The 13,658-nt window shown below is 41.6% G+C and carries 15 protein-coding genes; all 15 read right to left on the bottom strand.

The features are described from left to right. Positions 1-22 precede the first annotated feature (22 nt). The 15 genes from AC4PHI_RS05300 to AC4PHI_RS05230 all read right to left on the bottom strand — a co-directional run bounded on the left by AC4PHI_RS05300 (position 23) and on the right by AC4PHI_RS05230 (position 13,627). Positions 23-859, bottom strand: coding sequence for a sulfide/dihydroorotate dehydrogenase-like FAD/NAD-binding protein (locus AC4PHI_RS05300; RefSeq protein WP_492201270.1), 837 nt, complete (start codon positions 857-859; stop codon positions 23-25). 50 nt (positions 860-909) lie between these two features. Next, entirely contained in the window at positions 910-1,356 is a 447-nt protein-coding gene (locus tag AC4PHI_RS05295) for a flavodoxin (RefSeq protein WP_492201269.1), read from the bottom strand. A gap of 291 nt (positions 1,357-1,647) precedes the next feature. After that, the gene (gene yqeB, locus AC4PHI_RS05290; protein WP_492201268.1) at positions 1,648-2,457 is read right to left on the bottom strand and encodes a selenium-dependent molybdenum cofactor biosynthesis protein YqeB; all 810 of its coding nucleotides are present in this window, start codon (positions 2,455-2,457) and stop codon (positions 1,648-1,650) included. Next, positions 2,445-3,170 carry a selenium cofactor biosynthesis protein YqeC gene (gene yqeC, locus AC4PHI_RS05285; protein WP_492201267.1) on the bottom strand — a complete coding sequence of 242 codons (726 nt, stop codon included), beginning with the start codon at positions 3,168-3,170 and terminating at the stop codon, positions 2,445-2,447. Before yqeC ends, yqeB begins: the two co-directional genes overlap by 13 nt. Continuing rightward, on the bottom strand, positions 3,161-3,415 hold the full coding sequence (locus AC4PHI_RS05280) for a putative Se/S carrier protein (protein WP_492201266.1): 255 nt from the start codon (positions 3,413-3,415) through the stop codon (positions 3,161-3,163). Before AC4PHI_RS05280 ends, yqeC begins: the two co-directional genes overlap by 10 nt. Before the next feature lie 13 nt (positions 3,416-3,428). Further along, complete coding sequence (yedF, locus tag AC4PHI_RS05275; protein WP_492201265.1) at positions 3,429-4,010, bottom strand: sulfurtransferase-like selenium metabolism protein YedF; 582 nt, start codon at positions 4,008-4,010, stop codon at positions 3,429-3,431. A gap of 120 nt (positions 4,011-4,130) precedes the next feature. Then, entirely contained in the window at positions 4,131-5,153 is a 1,023-nt protein-coding gene (gene selD / locus AC4PHI_RS05270; RefSeq protein ID WP_492201264.1) for a selenide, water dikinase SelD, read from the bottom strand. A 113-nt stretch (positions 5,154-5,266) separates the two neighbouring features. After that, a complete protein-coding gene (locus AC4PHI_RS05265; RefSeq protein ID WP_492201263.1) occupies positions 5,267-5,842 on the bottom strand; it encodes an NTP transferase domain-containing protein in 576 nt (191 codons plus the stop codon). 64 nt (positions 5,843-5,906) lie between these two features. Further along, a complete protein-coding gene (gene xdh, locus AC4PHI_RS05260) occupies positions 5,907-8,483 on the bottom strand; it encodes a selenium-dependent xanthine dehydrogenase (protein ID WP_492201262.1) in 2,577 nt (858 codons plus the stop codon). A gap of 169 nt (positions 8,484-8,652) precedes the next feature. After that, positions 8,653-9,750 carry an ABC transporter substrate-binding protein gene (locus AC4PHI_RS05255; protein ID WP_492201261.1) on the bottom strand — a complete coding sequence of 366 codons (1,098 nt, stop codon included), beginning with the start codon at positions 9,748-9,750 and terminating at the stop codon, positions 8,653-8,655. Positions 9,751-9,762: 12 nt separating this feature from the next. Further along, positions 9,763-10,461: a Rossmann-like domain-containing protein gene (locus AC4PHI_RS05250; protein ID WP_492201260.1), complete on the bottom strand. Its 699-nt coding sequence runs from the start codon at positions 10,459-10,461 to the stop codon at positions 9,763-9,765. Beyond that, positions 10,445-11,239: an ABC transporter ATP-binding protein gene (locus AC4PHI_RS05245; protein WP_492201259.1), complete on the bottom strand. Its 795-nt coding sequence runs from the start codon at positions 11,237-11,239 to the stop codon at positions 10,445-10,447. The genes AC4PHI_RS05250 and AC4PHI_RS05245 overlap by 17 nt, the downstream gene beginning before the upstream one ends. After that, on the bottom strand, positions 11,239-12,261 hold the full coding sequence (locus tag AC4PHI_RS05240; RefSeq protein WP_492201258.1) for a FecCD family ABC transporter permease: 1,023 nt from the start codon (positions 12,259-12,261) through the stop codon (positions 11,239-11,241). The genes AC4PHI_RS05245 and AC4PHI_RS05240 overlap by 1 nt, the downstream gene beginning before the upstream one ends. Continuing rightward, on the bottom strand, positions 12,261-13,268 hold the full coding sequence (xdhC, locus tag AC4PHI_RS05235) for a xanthine dehydrogenase accessory protein XdhC (protein ID WP_492201257.1): 1,008 nt from the start codon (positions 13,266-13,268) through the stop codon (positions 12,261-12,263). Before xdhC ends, AC4PHI_RS05240 begins: the two co-directional genes overlap by 1 nt. Beyond that, positions 13,265-13,627: a winged helix-turn-helix domain-containing protein gene (locus AC4PHI_RS05230; protein WP_492201256.1), complete on the bottom strand. Its 363-nt coding sequence runs from the start codon at positions 13,625-13,627 to the stop codon at positions 13,265-13,267. Before AC4PHI_RS05230 ends, xdhC begins: the two co-directional genes overlap by 4 nt. Between the last annotated feature and the right edge of the window lie 31 nt (positions 13,628-13,658).

Genomic DNA, 13,658 nt, shown 5'->3' with positions numbered 1-13,658 from the left:
ATAGGTTTTTGTATAACTTCTCTTAGCCAAGTTCTGCCAACTCCTTTTGATAAGCTTCAAAGGACTCTGCTTCTTCCCGACCATATTGTTTTGATCTCAGCAAAAACTCATCCCAATTAACTTCTGAACCTAAAAATTCAGGTCCGTCTACACAAGCAAACTTAATGGCGTCTCCAACTGTGACTCGACAACCTCCGCACATCCCTGTACCGTCGATCATGATCGGATTTAAAGAAACATAGACAGGAACGCCATTTTTCTCTGCGGTCATCGTTGCGAATTTCATCATAATACTGGGGCCGATTGCCCAAGCCATATCGATCTTTTCACGTGCAAACACTTTTTCCATCGCATTTGTCACAAGACCTTTTTCACCTAGCGAACCATCATCGGTCATGATGATCAACTCATCAGAATACTTGCGGCACTCTTCTTCCAATATGACGAGTTCCTTGGTTTTGGCACCTAGAACTGTCAGGACACGGTTGCCTGCTTCTTTTAATTCCTTGATGATAGGATAGAGGGCTGCGATACCTACACCGCCCCCGACTAATAAAACTGTGCCGTATTTCTTAACATTAGCCGGCATTCCTAAAGGACCGACAAAGTCATGAAGGGAATCTCCCGCTTTAAATGCTGCCAATTCAGCAGTCGATTTTCCAATCACTTGAAAAATAATTTTCACTAGGCCTTTTTCCGGATCTGTCTGAACAATAGTCAAAGGTATACGCTCACCAAATTCAGTTGTCCGCAGAATCACAAATTGACCTGCTTTAGCCTTTCCTGCCACTCTAGGAGCTGACACCCACATTTCAAATTGTCTTTCCGACAATTGCCTCATTTTGGTAATTTCAAACACACGTATCACCTTTCCCCAATTTTATTACAATACTTCTAAAAAATGTTTTATTAGAGTGCTTCTATAACTGATTTTGCAAAAGCTTTCAGATTTTCAATGTCTTCGTCTTCTGCAGCATTTTCGATTTTAACAGTGTCCGCTCCTTTTTTAGCACCTGTTTTTTCAAATGCTTCTTCAAAGGCATCTGCCGCACTACAGAAATAATCCGGATACAATTCGCTGTCTCCGCTTCCTACGACGCCATATACTTTGCCGTCCAAATCTTGGTCTGGCAACTCTTCAAAGAAATCTTCAAAGTTAAATGGCAATTCGCCGTCGCCATCTGTATAAGTCGCTAATACACACACATCTGCATCTTCGTAGAAATCCTCATCGATATCATCGACTTCTTCTCTTTCAACTTCTGCACCCAAAGAAGTGAAAGCTTCCTCAAGAATCTCTGAGATTCCCTCTGTATTTCCTGTCATACTTGCATAAGTGATTTTAACTAATGTCATGTCCCTCTTCCTCTCTAGAAATAATTTATTTTCAATAAAACATTATTGACAAACGATTGTAAAATAACTGAAAACCCTTACAACGACTGCTGATTGTTTCCAATTGTTAATAACTGAACAATCTATTAAGTAATAATTACCTTTTTAATTAACACCTTTACTATAACATATTACAGAAAAAACTCAATATTTTTTAGGAAGAAAAAAATATTTTTTAGGGCATAAAAAAAATGAAGATTAAACAAAAATTTCTCTGTTTGATCTTTCATTTTTTCAGAAAATCCAATAAAATTAAAAAATACCATGTTGATTCCCTAAATATAGTACAGCTTCTAAAACTGCACCACCCAAGGCTCTTGCTTTGTCAGAAATACTCCAGCAATCCACATTTTCCCGGGGGTCCACATCGGCAACTTTCAATCCTTCAGTGACAAAAACTCCCTCAGCAATCAATCCTCTCAAAGTTCCCGACAGCGGCGAGAGAACCTTAAAATCGTCAATTAAAAATAAACAATCTCCTTTGGCTACCTGATTGCCGATATGTTTTTTATGGGTTACTTTGCCAGATATTGCAGCATGAATCACCCTTTCATGTGATTTCCCTGCAATCTCTCCCGGCACACCTGTGTTAGCTTTAGCTTGCCCTGAAAAAATCAGCCTTCCCAGTGAATGTCCACGCATGGTTTCCACAACAACATCCACATCTTTTGAAGCATGGAAACCCGGGCCTAAAGCGATAGTGATGGGAGCCAAACTTTTTGACATGCCTAAGTTTTTTTTGGCAATAATACAATCCACTACTACATGAGGCTGGATGGTTGATAAACTTTCTCCTGATGGGTCCACGATCACAGGGATTTTTTGTTCAGACCAAACCCTTTCAATTTCTTCAGCCTCAGCCAAAACTGCTGACATCCCTTCAACTTCTGCCTGCTTCTCAAAGACTGCCACGCCCAAAGATACTGTCCGGCGAATCATCAGTGGACGGGCTGTTTCCAAAACGACCACTTTAAAACCGGAACGAAATAATTTTTGAACCACACCCGTAGCCAAATCTCCCCCGCCTCTTACGACTACTCTTGTATCAGTTATTTTTCCCATATGATTTTTCCTACCTCCAGTTGACTGCTCAGTGCGATGACCCGGTCCAATTCTTTGAGAAATTCTTTTGGCAGTAAATCAGCAACTTTTACTGCCGAAAGGAAAGTTTCATCGTCATCAACTTGGCAAATACCAAGAACTTTCTTGCCTTTTGACTTGCCGAATAATCCATCAGGATGAGTTATCGTCTGAACAAGTGTCTCACCAGTCACCACTTCCCCTTTTCTACAAGTGGTCAATTTCAAGAATTCGGGCAATCGATGGATGTGCTCTTCATCAATAGGCAAACCTAAAGAAGTGATTGGAATCAAACCAATGGTCATGGTTGTTTCTTTCGGCACCACTGGTTCAAAGTCTTTCCAGCCTTTCAAAAGAAGACGTTTTGAGCCGTCAGCTTCTAAAAATACTTTGTCAAATTTTCCAAACAAATTTCTCAACTTTTCTTGTGGAAGACTTCCGAATTTCCCTGTTGTCTCATTGATTTGTCCAACAAGTGTGACCCCCGTTTTAACCCCTTGATGTGCAAAATTTTCTTCCCAATAGTAATCAAATTTCTCCTCAGAAGGAAACTTGATTTTCGTTGTTGTCCCCATCAGGACACGTTCGTTGGGAAAAGACCGGGCGAGATATTCCATAGTTGTCGTTTTCCCGCCGCTGCCGATAATGGCCACTATTTCTTTTTTTTCAAAGCCAAAACATTCTTTTAATTCCATAATTTATACGTTCTCTTTCCATTGTCTTGACAAATGTCATAAATGTTTTTTACTTGAACTTCTGCATTTTTCAGTCTGTCTCTTGCTTCTTCTACATTTATTTCATTTATCCTTAAACATATACCACAGCCGCTGCCGATACTGCTGGGCAGTGCCATAATCTTGATAGGCATGACTGCTGTCAGCTGATTTTCAGCAGAGATGGCATCATGGGTGCTGTCAAATGTAAACAAATAGTCCTTCAAACGTGACACCTTCCTACAAATTAATGACCTTATCGGCTTGTTCCATTGCCTCTGCAATGTTAAACATATTTGTCACTTGACCCACAGCCAGCTTATCCAGCAGCTGATAAAAATCCAGACAGGCACCGCAAGTGAGAATTTCTGTCCCTGAAGATTCAAGGAGTTTCAAATCTTCAACCGCTTGAGAGCCCTCACAAGTGATACGGGCACCTCCATTATAGAAAAGAATTTTCTTTGGAGGATTGTCCAACTCTGTTAAAGAATAAATATAGCTTTTCATCAACATGGCGCCCAATTTGTCATCTCCGTCACCCATAAACTGATGACCGATACTGATGACAACTCCTAAGTTAGCACTGCTTTCCTCCTGTTGCGCAACTTCCACCACCAGTTGAAAATGATTTTCTACTTCCGATGCAGAAACGCGGTGACCTTTTTGTGTCACCATTTTGCTGACATTGTCTACTGCGATTTGATTGTCCACCAACACGATGATTTCGCCAGTTTCATCCACAAAATCTTTCAGAGCTTTTTTTACTGCAACCACCGGCAATGGACAAGGTTGTCCCAGCATATCGATTTCAATTTTTTTCATTCTGACACGTCCTTATTTTTAATTCACTAACCGTCATTCCTTGTTACTTCAACACTCAAGATTTTTCTGCCTGTTACTGTTCTACCTTAAAATGAGTTGATATAAGAAAGGAATAGGTGTTTATAATAAAATCAATGGATTCTGTTCGCGTTTGACCACTGTGCCGATAATCGCTGCCTCTTTATCTGTTTCCTGAATTTCCTTCAACAGTTTTGGCGCATCCTTAGCAGCCACACTAATCAGCAGACCTCCCGAGGTTTGAGGATCGAACATAATTTCCTGCATCCCTGGCTGGATATCTTCTAATAAAACTTGACTGCCAAGATGGAGACGATTTCTTTGACCGCCGGCGGTGACGATAAATTCATTGGCCAGTTCCAATGCTTTCGGGATGACCGGCAACATCTCAGTGTCAATCACTAAACTGTGATTTTCCCCTGCCATTTCCAACGCATGACCAAGAAGTCCAAAACCAGTCACATCCGTGGCGGCATGAACAGAATAGCCCGCCATTTTATCTGCGGCATATTTGTTTAAATGAATCATTTGTTCAATAGCAGAATCAAACTCCCCCGGACTGACCATCTCTGCTCTGTGAGCTGCTAGGATAATCCCCACACCTAAAGGTTTAGTCAGAATCAGGGCGTCTCCAATCTTTGGAGTGTTATTTTGAACCAGCTTTTCAGGATGAATCCTCCCAGTAACGGAAAGACCATACTTGGGCTCATGATCATAAATCGAATGTCCGCCTGCCAAAGTAGCTCCTGCTTCAAGGATTTTTTCAGCGCCTCCTTGCAGCATGCTGCGCAAACTTTCTTTGGGCAGCCGTTCAGGGAAACAAACGATATTTAATGCAATCACCGGTGTTCCTCCCATGGCATAAACATCGCTCAATGCATTAGCAGCGGCAATTTTCCCGAAAATATAGGGATCATCCACCATTGGAGAGAAAAAGTCCACGGTCTGGATAATTGCTTCATTTTCATTCAAACGATAGACAGCTGCATCATCTGATTCTTCAAAACCGATTATCAGATCCTTGTTCTCAAATTTAGGCAAATTCTTCAAGTGATCACTTAAATCAGAGGCACCGATTTTAGCCCCGCAACCACCTGAGGTACAAGTTGATAAAAAATCATTCATTTGATTACTCCTTTAATTTCCATAGTACATGGCTAAAAAATCTCTGAAACTTCAGCAGCTGACCAGAAAAATAAATTTCAACAATTTGGAATCAGCAGATAAAACTTTGATCTTTACTGCCCTGCCAGCAGTTCTAAATAATCCTCCGGTGAATCAATATCCTTTAGGCAAGATTCATGGACTGCAACAGGCACCCAAGCTTCAGGGTGTTTGTCACGAACTGCACGGCCCCCGCCTTTGCCGGAAACTTCTAGCAATTCCTGATAAAAATTTCGTCCAAAGAAAACCGGACTTTCCGGTTCCCCGTTGACCGTTGGAAAAACAATTTTATTTACAGCTGCATGATCAGTGATTTTTTGGAGAATTTCAACCGTCAGTAAAGGCTGATCTGCCGTCAAATATAAAAAGCCCGTGTTTCCTATAGCTTCTCTCGTCCCTAAACGAACTGAATTGCTTTGACCTAAGTGATTCTCATGATTGAGCACAACTTTTACTTCTTTAGGGAAATGACATTTTTCGGCGTCTTCAGGTGTAATGACAAGTATACATTCAAAAAAGCCTGCACTTAAAGTCAATTCTATCACACGATCCAAAAATGTTTTACCTTGATAACTCAAAAATAATTTATTTTTTCCCATGCGTAAAGATTGACCGCTGGCCATGATAATTGCACTAATTTCCTGAAACATCCTCATCTCTCCTAAAAAACATGAAAGAAAGGTCGGTCCTATGATTAGAACCGACTTTCATGTTTTATTTTTTCTTTTTCTTTTGATACGGAGTGTCCTCAATAGGCAATATCGGACGGAATTTTCCGTCATATGCAAAGTATGCCCCTGCGATGGCCGGTGCTGTCGGGATAGTGGCTAATTCGCCCACCCCTTTGATACCGTAAGCCAAACCATCTTTTATGCCTTTTGCCTGCACAAACATCGTTTCGATCGGCGGTACCTTTGTGGCATCCAGCAAACCTAACGTTGCATATCTGGCAGTAACATATCCATCTTCCATCGGGAATTTTTCTGTCAACGCATAACCCATTCCCATTGCTACGCCGCCTTCGATTTGTCCTTCAGCAGCTCTCGGGTTGACCACTTGCCCAACGTCATAGGCTGCAACAAATTTTTCTACTTTCCCATCTTCTTGTAAAACAGCTACCTGGGAAGCATAACCATAGCCTGCATGACTGACCGGATTCTTTTTATCGCTGTTTAGTCCGTCTGTCACAGCAGAAAACTCGCCGTAAAACTCTTGACCTTCTAAATCTTCCATAGAACGTCCCATGTCCAGCTCATATCTTAACTTCTGTGCAGCACGTCTGGTCGCTTCACCTGTGAATAATGACTGCCTTGAAGCAGTAGTTGTTCCTGCATTTGGTGTTCGAATAGTACTTGGTCGTTCAACGATAATCATCGCAGGATCCACATCCAAAGTTTCACATGCAACTTGCAGCAATACTGTACCGATTCCCTGACCGATTTCTGCTGCACTGGAACGCACATGAATTTTACCATCTTCTACTGAGAGCATACTGCGGCCCACATCTTCCAAACCGACACCGATACCGCTATTTTTGAAGAAACAGGAGACCCCTGCGTAAGGAGCTTGTTCATAAACATCTTTTACTGCAAGCAAACTTTCTTTCAATGCCACATTTCTGGAAACAATCTGACCGTTCGGCAAATTATCCCCAGCTTCTACAGCATTTTTATAGCGGATCTCCCATTGAGACAAACCGACTTTTTCTGCCAGCAAATTCAAATTGCCTTCTGTGGCAAAAGCAGTTTGGGAAACCCCGAAACCGCGGAATGCACCGCATGGAGGGTTGTTCGTGTAAACGGCTGTTCCTTCCACGTCAATTGCTTGGTATTTGTATGGTCCTGCTGCGTGAGTACAAGCCCTTTGCAGTACTGGACCGCCTAATGAAGCATAAGCACCAGTATCAGAATAAATCACGGCCTTCATCGCTGTCAAGTTTCCTTCCTCGTCACAGCCGGTGGTGAAATCCATCTCCATTCCATGACGTTTAGGGTGAACTTTCAAACTTTCTTCTCTGGAAAGCAAGACTTTCACTGGTTTTTGCAGTAAGTATGCTGCAAGGCCAGCATGATGCTGAACACTCATGTCTTCTTTACCGCCAAAACCACCGCCAACAAGTTTAGATTCCACATTGACTTTTTCTTTGGGCAAGCCAAGCATACGGGCGACTTCCCGCTGCTCATCGTAGATTCCCTGACTACCTGTGTATAGTAGTACCCCATCTCCGTCAGGCATACCAATAGCACATTCAGGTTCCATAAACGCATGCTCATTGATCGGAACTGAATAATGTTGCGTTACCACATGGGCAGAGGCTGCTAATACAGCATCCACGTCTCCTGTGTTTAAATGTTCATGACTGAGGACATTACCTTTTTCGTGTATTTTAGGTGCATCTTCTGCTAAAGCTTCTTCACATGAAAGCAGTGGTGTCAATTCCTCATAGTCTATTTTTACTAGCTCTTTTATTTCTTGCAGAGTTTCTTTATTTTTTGAAACGACTAACGCAACAGCATCTCCAACATAACGGGTGATTTCTCCTACCGGTATCATCACATCCCAGTCTGAAATAAATTCCAAATGTCCGATTTTATTATTGCCGGGCACATCGGCTGCAGTGAAGACAGCTTCGCAATCCGGATGAGCTAAAGCCTCTGTTGCATCGACGTTCACCAGACGGGCACGAGGATACGCACTTCGAATAGCTGAAGCATGAACCATTCCCGGTACGACCACATCATCCACATATTGACCGGTCCCTAAAGTTTTTTCTACCGCATCGATTCGTTTAAAATCATCTCCGAGTTTTGCGTTTTCAGGTTCTTGAGGAACTGGAACATCCTCGCGCAACATTTTTGCTGCTATTTGAATGGCCTCGATAATTTTCACATAACCTGTACAACGACAAATATTTCCACGAATTCCTTTTCTGATTTCTTCTTCTGTTGCTTCCGGTTTTTTATTCAGCAGTGCGATTGCTGAAGTCAAGAAACCTGGAATACAATACCCGCATTGAACCGCACCAGTTTTTGCAAAAGCATATGCAAAAACTTCTTTTTGGCGCTCAGTAATCCCTTCGATTGTTGTGACTTCTTTTCCATGTACTTTTGATAAAGTAAACAAACACGATTTGGAAGCCTTTCCATTGATTAGTACAGTACATGCCCCACACGATCCTTGGTCACACCCATCTTTTGTTCCGGTCAAACGCAGATCATCACGCAAGAAACTCATCAGCTTTTTGTCCTTCTCACAAGTTACTGGTTGACCATTAACAGTAAAAGAATACATTTGCTACACTCCTATCCCCAAAATTGTTAAGGTTTTCACATCCATTATAGCATAAAAAATATTTATTTGGGCAAATTTTTTTTGTATTTTTACTATTTTTTATACGAAAAACAAGATGCTGTATTGTCGTCAGCATCTTGTCTTAATATGTTTTTAAATGTTCCCTAATTTAACCAGCATTTTGTAAAATTTCTTTGAGTTGTTCATCGCTCAATGTCGTATGATAAAACAAATCATAAAATTCTTTCACTTCTTTTTCGATATCCAGTCCGTATTCTTCAGGATACGCTAAATTTCCTAACCACTGAAGGCCTATGATTCGGTTGACGCTTGGCGGGAAACCTAAAAAATTATAGGGCGTTGTAGGAACTTGATAAACTTGACCTGATTTGACTGCTTCTAAATCTTTCCAAGTGTCATCTTTCATGATTAAATCGTAAACATCCGCAGAAACGGCAAGTATGATTTCCGGCTGCCATTGTAGCAATTGCTCCATTGAAATGGTAGTACCGTCTCCTTTAGATGCGATTTCAACTCCCACTGCTGCATTTTGAACACCAGAAGTGTCCAAAACTTGAGCATGGAATGACCCTGCAGCATTAGTATCCAAACCTGCTTCCCCACCTGCATAGTAAACTGTTTTCTTATTATCTCCTATTGCTTCTCTCACTTCCTCCGCTTGCGCCAACACTCGGTCACAATACTCGGAAAGTTTATCTGTTTCCTTCTCTATACTTAACAATTCCCCTAACATTTGATAAGTATCACTCATATTATCCAAATTAGCTTCAATAAAGATTGTCGGAATTTCCAACTGTTCTTGAAGCTTGTCCATATCTTCCTTCATCGTATCCTTTTGTTCTCCGATATCAATGACCACATCTGGATGAGCCGCACTTAAAGCTTCCATATTCAAACTAGCATTTTTCCCATAAAATTGACCGAATTCCGGCAACTCTAAATACTTCTCGGGAAACAAATCCTTGGCTCCTTCAGGAAAACTGTTGGCAGTCCCCACTAGCAAGTCTGGTGCTGCTGTATATAAAACCATTTGGGCTAAAGGTCCGGAGGGCGCAATTCGCGTAATGTCAGCAGGAACTTCTACCTCTCTTCCAGCAGAATCCACAAAGATTTTTTCTGATTCTTCAACATTCGCTACTGCCGGCTCGCTGCTGGCACCTGTTGATTCATTTTTTTCTTGATTGCCGCACCCTGTTATTCCTATCAAAGATAATGCGACGACGAATGATATAACAATTTTTTTCATAAAAATACCCCTTTAGTTGTTTTTTAATATGAATGAATCCCCTTGACTTCGACAAATTTCCGGATCTTCAGGAAATTTAGTTACAACTTTGCCTGCAAGCTGATTGACACCGTGTGAAAATAAACTTGGCGACAAAGGAACGGAACCTCCGACTAAGACAGTTTCCGCCTGATGACTCAGCTCCAGCAATCGCGGTAAGGTTTTATTGACGAGAGTGGAGCCGGTGATAAAGACCACATCCATCTCAGGCAATAAAAATTCAGTTGCACTTGCCGGATAAGTTCCTTTGATATTTTTTAATTCAAAAATATTTAGAACTTCTTTCAACTTTGGATAACGATCCAAGTAATGAAAATAGCCGATAGTCGCAATCTTTTGATGAGAAGGCTCTTGATAATCCGCAAATACGTCGTGATGACCCTGAATTTTAAAATTTTGCGAGAAAATCGTTGCCGGCTGATTAAAATAGCTGTTCATAGCCGCCAACCCCACACTGGCTTTGTCAAAATCCCAAGACTTGATAAGTTCCGCGACATCTTGCAGACTTTCCCCAATATAGCCAGCAGGAGCGTTGATTGACTCTGTGAAACACATCGCCGTACCAATACCGCAACTGGTTGCCACAAACATTCTGCGCTTTGCTCTAAAAATCTTTTTTATCTTAATATTTTTTGGTAGTTGTTCGATTAATTCATCATAAATTTCCCACATGACTGGTTCCTTTCTTGGCTAGACACACGGACCGCTTTTCTCCATCCATCGACACTTCTGCCACCTCGATTGGTGTGTGATAAAGAGCTGTCAGTCTAGGGCTTGTAAGAATTTCTTCTGGATGACCTGACTCAGACAGCCTTCCTTTTTCCATAATCAGTACCTTATCAGCATATTGCAGTGCATGATTGGGATCATGGGTCGACTGGAAAATCAAAAATCCCTGAGTTGACAAGTAACGAATCATTTCCAACACGAGGACTTGATTGCCAAAATCTAAATTAGCACAAGGCTCATCCATCAAAATAATTTTTGCCTGTTGAGCCACCGAACGGGCAATAATCACCAACTGCTGTTCCCCTCCGCTAAGTTCGGAAAACAACGCTTCTTTCAGATGATTTATTTTTAGCAAGTCGATTGCCCTTTGAGCTTGAATCCTTTCCTTTTCCCCCGGCTGCTGATGTGCTTTCAGCTGAGGGGTAGTGCCCATCAAAATCATCTCAAAAACGGAATAATCTACCGTGTTGCCTTTATTTTGCGGGATATAAGACAAATGCTGGGCCAATTGATTGCGGGAAAGTTTTTGACTGTCTTCCCCATCAATCAGTATCTTGCCGGAATAATGCAAAGTGTTTAACAATGAACGGAACAACGTGGTTTTTCCCACTCCGTTTTTCCCCAACAAACACACCGATTGACCCTCTGATAATGAAAAACTGATGTCATGCAGGATTTTTCTTTTCCCGTATGAAACGGTTAAATTTTCAACTTCTATCATTAGTCTCTCCCCAATTGTCTGCTGTTTTTTGCTATGAGAAAAATAAATACAGGCGCTCCGATAAAGGCTGTCAAAATACCGATCGGAATCTCGCTGGTCGTCAATAATCGTGCAAAATCATCCACAACTAACAAGAAAATTCCGCCGCAAAATGCAGTTGCCGGTATGGTGTAACGATAATTTTCCCCTAAAAGTAATCTCGAAAAATGAGGAATAACCAATCCCACCCAACCTATCAGTCCGCTGATTGAAACGGCAGTTGCAGTAATCAACGTAGCACTGGCGATTAAAATCAGGCGTACCACTCTTACATTGATACCTAAACTTAGCGCTTCTACTTCGCCCAAAGACATCACATTCAACTGCCAACGGAGAAAATAAATCGGCAGCATGCCAAGCAGGATTAAAGGTGCTGCGAAATAAACGTCCTGCATTTTAATTGACGATAAACTCCCCATCAGCCAGTAAGTAATGGCTGGCAATGTATTGGTCGGATCCCCAATCAATTTTAAAAACGAAACTGCCGAGGAGAACAATGACCCTACCATCATCCCAATCAAAATCATGTTTAATTTTGATTGGCTTTTAATCAAACGATTCAGCCCGAGTACCAGAAGAACTGCCCCCAATCCCAAAAGAAAGGAGAATAGAACCACCACTTCATAAGACTGATTGAAAAATAATCCCAAAGCCGCACCGAATGCGGCTCCTTGTGAAGCTCCTAAAATATCTTGAGAAAGCATGGGGTTTTGAAAAAGAGCTTGGTAGGTGGCACCAGACATCGACAAACCGGCTCCAATCAAAACAGCAAGAATGATTCTGGGCCAGCGGATTTTAAAAAGTATGGTTGCCACTTCTGGTATTCCTTCAAAACGGGCAGGAAAAGCACGGGATAAAATTGTATCCATATACTCATGAAATTGAATGGGATATTTCCCTAAATAACCGGAAGCCACGATTGCAACAGCCAAAAAAATCCCCAGCGAAAATAAAATTAAATGTCGTTTTTTCGTTGATAACATCAGGTGTCTCTCCTCAATGCCCGCTGCTGAATCAGCTGACCGGCAATACTGATAGCTATTTCTTCAGGAGTTTCTGCATTAATAGCCGTCCCGATTGGCATGGTCAAACGTCCAATTTCTTCCGCAGTCTTTCCCTGTTCTTTCAATTGTTTTTTATGCAAAGCAACTTTATGCCGGCTGCCAATAACACCGATGTAGTGAGCGGGCGTTTCCAGAAGCTGCAGCTCCAATTCAAAATCAGCTTTATGACCTCGTGTCATCACTACGCCATAATCATGTTCAGTCAATGTCACCTTGGAAAAAATATCATCCAAAGGCCCAAGTATCCGCTCATCTGCCAGCGGAAAAATATCTTTTGAAACAAATTCTTCGCGGTCATCATAGACGACAGTGTAGAAATCCAAATCAGCAAGTACCGGCACGAGAGCCTGAGCCACATGACCGCCGCCAAAAATGTAAACTTTGCTGTTATCGCTGATTTTTTCCACGTAGTAAAAACTGTCTCCTTCTTCCCAAAAATAAGACGGTGCTTTTAAATAACTTTTTTCTACTGTTGTTCCTAGAAATTCTGTTGCCTCGCTGTAAAAGCCGATATCTACAAAATCTCCCTTTAATTTTACGATTAACCAGGACGTTTGCTGTTTCTTAAAAGAACCGTAAGCTGTCTGAAAAATTTTTATTATATTTTCTTGCTGATGGTCTATATAATGAAACAAGACTTTGACTTGTCCGCCGCACACCATGCCCAAATCCTCTACCTCATTTGGTGCTAAAATAAAGTCCTTCAAGTACGAGCGTTTTTCTTTGAGAAGTTCCTTAGCTAAACCGATTGCCTTGAATTCTACCATTCCGCCCCCAATGGTTCCCGCGCTTCTGCCGTTTTCGTCCACGACCATGTGGCTGCCCGCACTTCTTGGGGCAGAACCTGAGTTATGGACAACGGTTACTAGAACACTGTCTTTGTTTTCAGCTGCCTTTTTTAGAATATCTGAAAGAATATTTTTCATTTGTTGTCACCGCCTAAACTTTTTAAGAATACTTTTTTAAAGTATTCTTCAGAAACTTCGTAAACCTTTTTCTGAAATGCCAAATAGCTTTCTTTTAAACGCTTGCCTTCGTCAGTGACTTTCGACCCTCCGCCGTCTGTTCCCCCAGTACTTGAAAGAATCAGGGGAAAACCAAGTTCCTTTTCGGCCTCTTGCATGATACGCCACGCTTTATTGTACGACATGTTCATTCCGCGGGCGGCAGCATTCAATGAACCTTTTTTTTCAACTAGTTCCAACAGCCTGACAACACCTGGTCCAAAAAAAATCCCTTCCTTGACTAACCTTAGCGTCAAGGTATAAGTCAACTCTTTTTCCATAATTCCCCTCCGTTATACTTTGTTTAGATAA

The organism is Vagococcus sp. QWL-13, from assembly GCF_058683555.1.
Note: the sequence above shows the minus strand (reverse complement) of the source record. Positions and strands in the feature narration are given on the sequence as shown.

Excerpts from the sequence above, each read along its gene's own strand:
- AC4PHI_RS05265 (WP_492201263.1), bottom strand. The coding sequence starts at position 5,842 with ATGTTTCAGGAAATTAGTGCAATTATCATGGCCAGCGGTCAATCTTTA.
- xdh (WP_492201262.1), bottom strand. The coding sequence starts at position 8,483 with ATGTATTCTTTTACTGTTAATGGTCAACCAGTAACTTGTGAGAAGGAC.
- AC4PHI_RS05245 (WP_492201259.1), bottom strand. The coding sequence starts at position 11,239 with ATGATAGAAGTTGAAAATTTAACCGTTTCATACGGGAAAAGAAAAATC.
- selD (WP_492201264.1), bottom strand. The coding sequence starts at position 5,153 with ATGAATGATTTTTTATCAACTTGTACCTCAGGTGGTTGCGGGGCTAAA.
- xdhC (WP_492201257.1), bottom strand. The coding sequence starts at position 13,268 with ATGAAAAATATTCTTTCAGATATTCTAAAAAAGGCAGCTGAAAACAAA.
- yqeC (WP_492201267.1), bottom strand. The coding sequence starts at position 3,170 with ATGGAATTAAAAGAATGTTTTGGCTTTGAAAAAAAAGAAATAGTGGCC.
- AC4PHI_RS05295 (WP_492201269.1), bottom strand. The coding sequence starts at position 1,356 with ATGACATTAGTTAAAATCACTTATGCAAGTATGACAGGAAATACAGAG.
- AC4PHI_RS05230 (WP_492201256.1), bottom strand. The coding sequence starts at position 13,627 with ATGGAAAAAGAGTTGACTTATACCTTGACGCTAAGGTTAGTCAAGGAA.
- AC4PHI_RS05240 (WP_492201258.1), bottom strand. The coding sequence starts at position 12,261 with ATGTTATCAACGAAAAAACGACATTTAATTTTATTTTCGCTGGGGATT.
- AC4PHI_RS05250 (WP_492201260.1), bottom strand. The coding sequence starts at position 10,461 with ATGTGGGAAATTTATGATGAATTAATCGAACAACTACCAAAAAATATT.
- yedF (WP_492201265.1), bottom strand. The coding sequence starts at position 4,010 with ATGAAAAAAATTGAAATCGATATGCTGGGACAACCTTGTCCATTGCCG.
- yqeB (WP_492201268.1), bottom strand. The coding sequence starts at position 2,457 with ATGGGAAAAATAACTGATACAAGAGTAGTCGTAAGAGGCGGGGGAGAT.
- AC4PHI_RS05255 (WP_492201261.1), bottom strand. The coding sequence starts at position 9,750 with ATGAAAAAAATTGTTATATCATTCGTCGTCGCATTATCTTTGATAGGA.